Raw genomic sequence first — 5,863 nt, forward strand, 5'->3', positions numbered from 1 at the left:
GTCTTTCGACCGGTCAGAGGGGGTTTTCCACTCCTGTGGCGGCGCCAGGATTCGAACCTGGGAAGGCTGAGCCGGCAGATTTACAGTCCGCGCGTGGAGAGTGCAGTAACCAGCACCAACGCTCGCAGACAAGCTCCGGGCCCCACAGCCACCCCGTAGCGACTCCGCTGACAGGTAGCCGCAAACGGGGTGCTAAGTCTGTAGCGGTGGTGTGAGATGTAGGGGTGAACCTACGACTGAAAGACCGACTGCGTCACCCGGCAGCGCGCGTCTCACTGATCACCGTGGGACTTATGCTTTTCGTGTTCGCAATCTGGCGACTTCCCTGGTGGCTCGACGAGAGTCACCTTTCAGAAGCAACACCGGGGTCCGCCGCAGTCGTGACAGGAATGCGTACGGCACTGGTAGCTGTAGGCGCAGGCATAATAGCCGCCCTGGGCCTTTTCTATACAGATCGCAACCTTAAACATTCGAGAGCCGTCCTAGAGCACTCACAAAAGACATCCATTGAACAGGCCGAGCTAACCAGAGCGTCACTAGCCGTGACCGAGAGAACGGCGCAGAAGCAGGCCGACCTCACATCGGAGCAACAAGTCAATGATCGATACGTAAAGGCGATCGAACTCCTGTCTTCAGAGCGACCCACGAGCCGCCTGGGCGGGCTGTACGCACTTGAGCGAATAATGAAGGACTCGCCAAAGGATCACGACACCATCGTGAAGGTCCTGGCGGCATTCGTGCGCCAGTTTGCCGTCGAACCGACCGACCCACCAGAACCCAGCGGTACGGGATCACGCCGACCCGCCGCCGACGTTCAAGCCGCCCTGAATATAATCGGCCACAGGCCAACCAGAAACGAGGATTTCGAAATTGACCTGAGGCACTCATACCTTCATGGCTGCGAACTCACAAACTGCAACTTCGCCAAGGTTGACTTCTCGGGATCCACCCTAGACAACTCCTTTCTAACCGCAGTAGATTTCTCACAGGCGAATTTCTTCAAGGCGAGCTTTTTCAACTCTAGCTGGGACCGCGTTAACATGAGGTCGACCTTTCTAAACGACGCCCACTTTCGCGAGCTGTTTGCCTATAGTCGAATAGACCTGTCCCACGCACAGGCGGCCTTTACTGACTGGTCAGGCTCGCAGTTCTCCATGGGCTTGAACCTCAAAGACGCCTACTTGCGCGAAGCTGTATTCTCAGAGTGCAGCGGACTTTCACCTGCGATGGTCATGGAGGCCGAAGATTTGAAAGGTGCCTCATTCTCCGACTCCATCCTTTCGGATCAGCGCTTGACCGAAAGAATTGCTGGCAATGACTGATCGTCGATCAGTCTCTCATTCCCGAGGGAGGGCGAATCGGACGCGTGCGCGTCTACGCTGATATCATGCACGCCGCCTTAAGAACGGAGAGTGCTCCGCAGATGGGACCGAAGACAACCAAGGTCTACGAGACGCTTCTTACGCGGCTCGCGTCGGGCGAGTACGCCCCCGGCGACAAGCTCCCCTCGGAACGGACGCTTGTGGAGGAACTCAGCATCGGGCGTACGGCCCTGCGGCAGGTGCTCACTCGCCTCGTCTCCGAAGGGAAGTTGGAGGTTCGGGGACGGAGTTCGTACCGGGTGCCGGGTGCGGTGAGCGTTCAGCAGCCGGAGGGGGTGGAGCCCTGGCGCGTCCACGGTGAGCGCGACGTGTACGACAACCGGTGGGTCAAGCTTCAGCTCTGGGACGTGGAGCCGCCCGGGTTGAAGCGGTTCGAGCATCACGTCGTGAGGCTGCACCACGTCGCGATCACAGCGGTCCTGGACGACCGGGACCGTGTGCTGATGATGTGGCGGTACCGCTTCGTTCCGCAGCAGTTCGGTTGGGAGCTTCCCGGCGGCATCGTGGATGAGGGCGAGGACCCTGCGGAGACGGCGCTGCGGGAGGTTGTGGAGGAGACGGGCTGGCGACCGAAGTCGCTTGAGCACGTGGTCACCTACCAACCGATGGTCGGCATGGTCGACTCGCCGCACGAAATCTTCGTCGGTCATGGAGCTGAGCAGGTCGGTTCTCCGACAGATCTGGAAGAGGCCGGCCACATCGAGTGGGTTCCGCTGGCCGACATTCCCGGGCTCATGGCTCGCGGTGAGTTGATGGGTTCCGGGACCCTCGTGGCTCTGCTCCACATCCTGGCGAACCGCGGCAAGCCGGGAGTCACAGCCGTGCGCTGAGCAGGTCGACGCGACGGCGTTGCCGCACCGATCCGGTGCGGCTCGCCAGCAGTCGCGCCTGTCTCACGTGGGTGCTCGCTTCGCCGTATTCGGCTCGTGCCAGGTGAGCTTGGGCGAGGTCAGCGTGCATCCCGGCCTGCGCTCGGACGAACGTCGGGTCGGCGACTTCCAAGGCGGCATAGAGGCTGGTCACCGCTTCTTCGTCACCCAGTAAGGCGAGGACGTTGCCGCGCCAGCGAGACAGATGGGCGTCGTTGAGGAAGATGCTCAGCATGTCGGGGTCCCGGTCTTCGGGGCCCGGCGGGATGCTCGCCGTGGCCGCATCCAGCGCACGCCGGCAGTCATCGGCCATTCCCGGAACGTGGGCGCACATCTCCGCTTCAGCGGCGTGCAGCCAGGCACGGAGCCGCGGCGTTCCTGCCGTCCCCAGAGTGCGCTGCGCGTCGCGAACCAGCTCGATCCCGAGTGCTGGCCGACCGGCCTCACACAACACGTATGCCTGCTCCGCCATGGCGTGGGCGAGGTACATGGGCGACTCGGCGTCGCGCGCCGCTCGTTTCGCCAACTCGTAATGCCGCCAGGCTCGCTCCACGGCGCCCGAGTCGATCGCCTGCCACGCCGCCAGGGTCGACGCTCCGGCGAGCGCGAGGGCCACGGGCCGGCGCGTGTTCGGCAGCACGGCGAAGTTCAGCGCGTCCTCAAGCCGGGCCAGGTGGCCCGTCATCTGGTCGACAAGGCCGGACGCCCCGAGTTGGCGATCCATGGTGCGCAACAACTCGGTCTGGTCGTTGAACGCCTTCACCATGGATTCGCTGACGCTCGTGGCCGAGTCAATCCGGCTCAACAGCTCGTCGTAGCCGTCGGCAGCAGGTGGGCCGCCGACGTTCGCGCCGCCCCTCAACTCGGCGTCCGTCGCTCCGAGCAGGCGACGCAGGATCTCGGCGTAGCGGTCGGAGATGGTGCGCTTCCCGTTCTCCCACTCCGAGACGTACACCCGCAGACTCGCGGTCGACGCGACGTCGGTGAGGTGCCGTCGGGCGTACTGCTCGATCTCGCGAACCAGCCGCTCCTGCGACCAGCCGCGCGCGGCTCGCGCACCTCGAAGTCCTGAACTCACAGGCCACCGCCCGGCGTTGGTTCCGGTCACTGCCTTCTCATGATGCCTCACATCTCCGCAGGTCAACAGGGGTTAACAGGCCCGTTGTTAAGCGCTGTTGGCTACCGGGACCCCCTCTCCCAGCGGTCTTCTGGAGGGGCAGCACAGGGAGCGGACGCCACCCGAAATGGCGAACCAGCTTGACTCTGGTGCGCACCAGATGCACTCTACTGGTGCGCACCAGTTCTCCGGAGCTGGCTCCGGTTCCTGGTGCGCGGAACGACCCCGCCGGATGCGCTTACACGCGCTCCGAGCGGCAGGGGAGACGTAGAAGTCCGTCGTCTTCACGGATCGATCGGTGTCACCGGCTAAGCCGCTGGTCTGACCCTCGGGCGCGGTCCCAGGGAACGGAGCACGGGAACCCCGGTGATTGGGCTGCACCCGGTCCATGACACCCGCGAGGGATGGGAGGCGCCGTTCAGCGAGTGACGTCTGAGCGGCTCGGCAACGGCGCGCCGTCGGAGGGAGGCGGAGCAAGGCGCGTCCGGAGCCGCGAGACATCAAGTCGATTCCCTGCGACCACGGGAGTTCGGTGTGAACCGACGACATACCAGGGGTGCCGCGAGAACGGACCGACCAGCGGCACCCCTTCAGCTTGCAGGTCCGATTCCTGGTTTCGCAGCGCTGACGCTGCGGCCGGCTGCCTCTCTCGCCCGTCCGTCCCCACTCTGCGTGGGCGGCGTACGGGCGGGAGTGCGGGGAGCCGGGGCCGGTGTCACCGGCCGGTTTCCATCACCAACGACACGTCAGGAGCGCCATGTTCGACACGAAGTCGCAGCAGCAGACCGACCTGACCACGCCCGACGCGGTTGCGCGGAGCCAGCGGATCTACGACCGCATCGAGTCCGGTGAGTGCGAGGACGCCATCGCGGAGTTGAACGCCGCCCACGGCACCGACGAGCGCGACTGAACCGAGCACCACCCACACACGACGGCAAGCGGCTCCGGTGCTGGCACACCGGAGCCGCCTTCTTCGGGCCGTTCACAGCGAAAGGGACACGACCCAATGAGGCACATCGTCACCGTCGCGACCGCTGTTACCGCGTTCGCCGACTGGATCGCACCGACGGACGCGGAACTGGACGCGATCGAGCAGGAGATGCCGGCCATCCTGGCGGAGGTCGACCTGCTGGACGCGCACATCATCACGCTTGACCGCACCCCGACCGAGCTGGACACCCAGCGCATGCGCCGGGCCAACCGCCGGGCGCTCGCCGCCCGACGCGCGCTGGCCAACCGCGCCGCCGGTGCGACGCAGTCCGGGGGTGCGGCATGAGCACCCTGCTCCCCACCCTCGCCGCCGCCGCGCCGGTGGCGGCCGGTTGGTCGGTGCACTCGGTGTGGCTGCGGCGTCAGTTGCACCGTGCTCGCCGGGACCCGCTGACCGGTCTCCCCACCCGGGCGGCGTTCGAGCGGCAGGCGGCGCGGCTGGTGGCCCGTCGTCCGGCGGTGGTGCTGGTCATCGATCTGGACGGCTTCAAGCACCTGAACGACCACCACGGCCACTCTGCCGGCGACGCCGTCCTGAGGGGCACCGCGTCCGCCCTCGCCGAACTCACCGACACGCTCGCGGACCGGCGCGGCGCCGTGGTGGCGCGTCTCGGCGGGGATGAGTTCGCCGCCGCTCTGCCCCTCCCGGATCCGGTCGCGGTGCCGTGGCTGCTGCGCGGCCTCCACGACTGCCTGTGCGCGCCGCTGTGGCGCGACGGGCACACGGTGTCCGTCGGCGCCTCCATCGGCGCCTGCCTGACCGCCGACCTTCCCGCCCCGGGTCTGTCGCTGGCGCTGCGGCGGGCGGATGAGGCCATGTACACCGCGAAGCGCGGCGGGGGCGGCTGGTATGTCGCCGACGGACCCGCTCCGACCCGGTCGACGGCCAACGGCCGCCGCGCCGGCCGCCGAGGCACCCACCACCACAGCGCGGTGCCGGGTGGTGAGGCGTCATGACCGGCAAGCAGCTGACCCGGCCGCAGAAGATCGTCCTTGGTGTGGCGTTCGTGCCGATGCTGGCCACCGGCATCGGGGGCGGTATCGGCACCTACACCAACATCGCCGCCGCCTACGGCGACGGAACGGCCGTCGGCGCGGTCGCCGCAGGCGAGGGTGCCACCGCTGTTCTCGCGCTGGTGCTGCTCGGGTTGACCATGCTCGGCCAGTCCGCGCCGGCCGTGATCCGGGCCGGGTTGTGGCTGTTGCCGGCCGCCGCGTCCGCGATGGCGGTCACCGCCGCCGACAGCCTCGGCCAGCAAGTCGTCTACGGCCTCACGCCCATGGGCATGACCGCCGCCGCAGAAGGCATGGCGTTCCTCGCCCGCCGCATCGTGGTCCACCAGGCCGGCCGAGACGTCGAAGCAGAAGCCCGCGCCGCCGACCTCCAGGATCACCGCGGCCGGGGTGCCCACACCGCTGGAGGGGTCGGTGAGGTAGTTCTCCAGCAGGCGGGCGGAGAGGCGTCCGCCCTCCTCTGCGCCGAGGCCGAACGGGCAGCGGTAGCC

The 5,863-nt window shown here is 66.8% G+C and carries 6 protein-coding genes, 1 tRNA gene and 1 pseudogene; 6 read left to right on the forward strand and 2 right to left on the reverse strand.

Features of this window, described 5'->3' with window-relative positions:
• Positions 1-36: 36 nt before the first annotated feature.
• A tRNA-Tyr gene (locus GL263_RS19845) sits at positions 37-130 on the reverse strand.
• A 163-nt stretch (positions 131-293) separates the two neighbouring features.
• On the opposite strand from GL263_RS19845, the gene GL263_RS19850 reads away from it, so the two are divergent.
• Together GL263_RS19850 and GL263_RS19855 are read left to right on the forward strand one after the other, a co-directional pair.
• The gene (locus tag GL263_RS19850; protein WP_182857088.1) at positions 294-1,322 is read left to right on the forward strand and encodes a pentapeptide repeat-containing protein; all 1,029 of its coding nucleotides are present in this window, start codon (positions 294-296) and stop codon (positions 1,320-1,322) included.
• A 101-nt stretch (positions 1,323-1,423) separates the two neighbouring features.
• Positions 1,424-2,212 carry an NUDIX domain-containing protein gene (locus GL263_RS19855; protein WP_182857092.1) on the forward strand — a complete coding sequence of 263 codons (789 nt, stop codon included), beginning with the start codon at positions 1,424-1,426 and terminating at the stop codon, positions 2,210-2,212.
• On the opposite strand, the gene GL263_RS19860 is transcribed toward GL263_RS19855, so the two are convergent.
• Complete coding sequence (locus GL263_RS19860) at positions 2,196-3,329, reverse strand: helix-turn-helix domain-containing protein (protein WP_500294569.1); 1,134 nt, start codon at positions 3,327-3,329, stop codon at positions 2,196-2,198. The genes GL263_RS19855 and GL263_RS19860 overlap by 17 nt on opposite strands.
• Positions 3,330-4,125: 796 nt before the next feature.
• On the opposite strand from GL263_RS19860, the gene GL263_RS19865 reads away from it, so the two are divergent.
• The 4 genes and pseudogenes from GL263_RS19865 to GL263_RS19880 all read left to right on the forward strand — a co-directional run.
• Complete coding sequence (locus GL263_RS19865; RefSeq protein WP_182857089.1) at positions 4,126-4,278, forward strand: hypothetical protein; 153 nt, start codon at positions 4,126-4,128, stop codon at positions 4,276-4,278.
• Positions 4,279-4,374: 96 nt separating this feature from the next.
• Complete coding sequence (locus GL263_RS19870; protein ID WP_182857090.1) at positions 4,375-4,644, forward strand: DUF6284 family protein; 270 nt, start codon at positions 4,375-4,377, stop codon at positions 4,642-4,644.
• Positions 4,641-5,315 carry a GGDEF domain-containing protein gene (locus GL263_RS19875; RefSeq protein ID WP_182857091.1) on the forward strand — a complete coding sequence of 225 codons (675 nt, stop codon included), beginning with the start codon at positions 4,641-4,643 and terminating at the stop codon, positions 5,313-5,315. The genes GL263_RS19870 and GL263_RS19875 overlap by 4 nt, the downstream gene beginning before the upstream one ends.
• Positions 5,312-5,863 (forward strand): annotated as a pseudogene (locus GL263_RS19880) (hypothetical protein); the annotation flags it as partial. The gene GL263_RS19875 and the pseudogene GL263_RS19880, both read left to right, overlap by 4 nt.

This window comes from Streptomyces durbertensis (assembly GCF_014156695.1).
GTDB classification, from domain to species: domain Bacteria; phylum Actinomycetota; class Actinomycetes; order Streptomycetales; family Streptomycetaceae; genus Streptomyces; species Streptomyces durbertensis.

Excerpts from the sequence above, each read along its gene's own strand:
- GL263_RS19865 (WP_182857089.1), top strand. The coding sequence starts at position 4,126 with ATGTTCGACACGAAGTCGCAGCAGCAGACCGACCTGACCACGCCCGAC.
- GL263_RS19850 (WP_182857088.1), top strand. The coding sequence starts at position 294 with ATGCTTTTCGTGTTCGCAATCTGGCGACTTCCCTGGTGGCTCGACGAG.
- GL263_RS19855 (WP_182857092.1), top strand. The coding sequence starts at position 1,424 with ATGGGACCGAAGACAACCAAGGTCTACGAGACGCTTCTTACGCGGCTC.
- GL263_RS19870 (WP_182857090.1), top strand. The coding sequence starts at position 4,375 with ATGAGGCACATCGTCACCGTCGCGACCGCTGTTACCGCGTTCGCCGAC.
- GL263_RS19875 (WP_182857091.1), top strand. The coding sequence starts at position 4,641 with ATGAGCACCCTGCTCCCCACCCTCGCCGCCGCCGCGCCGGTGGCGGCC.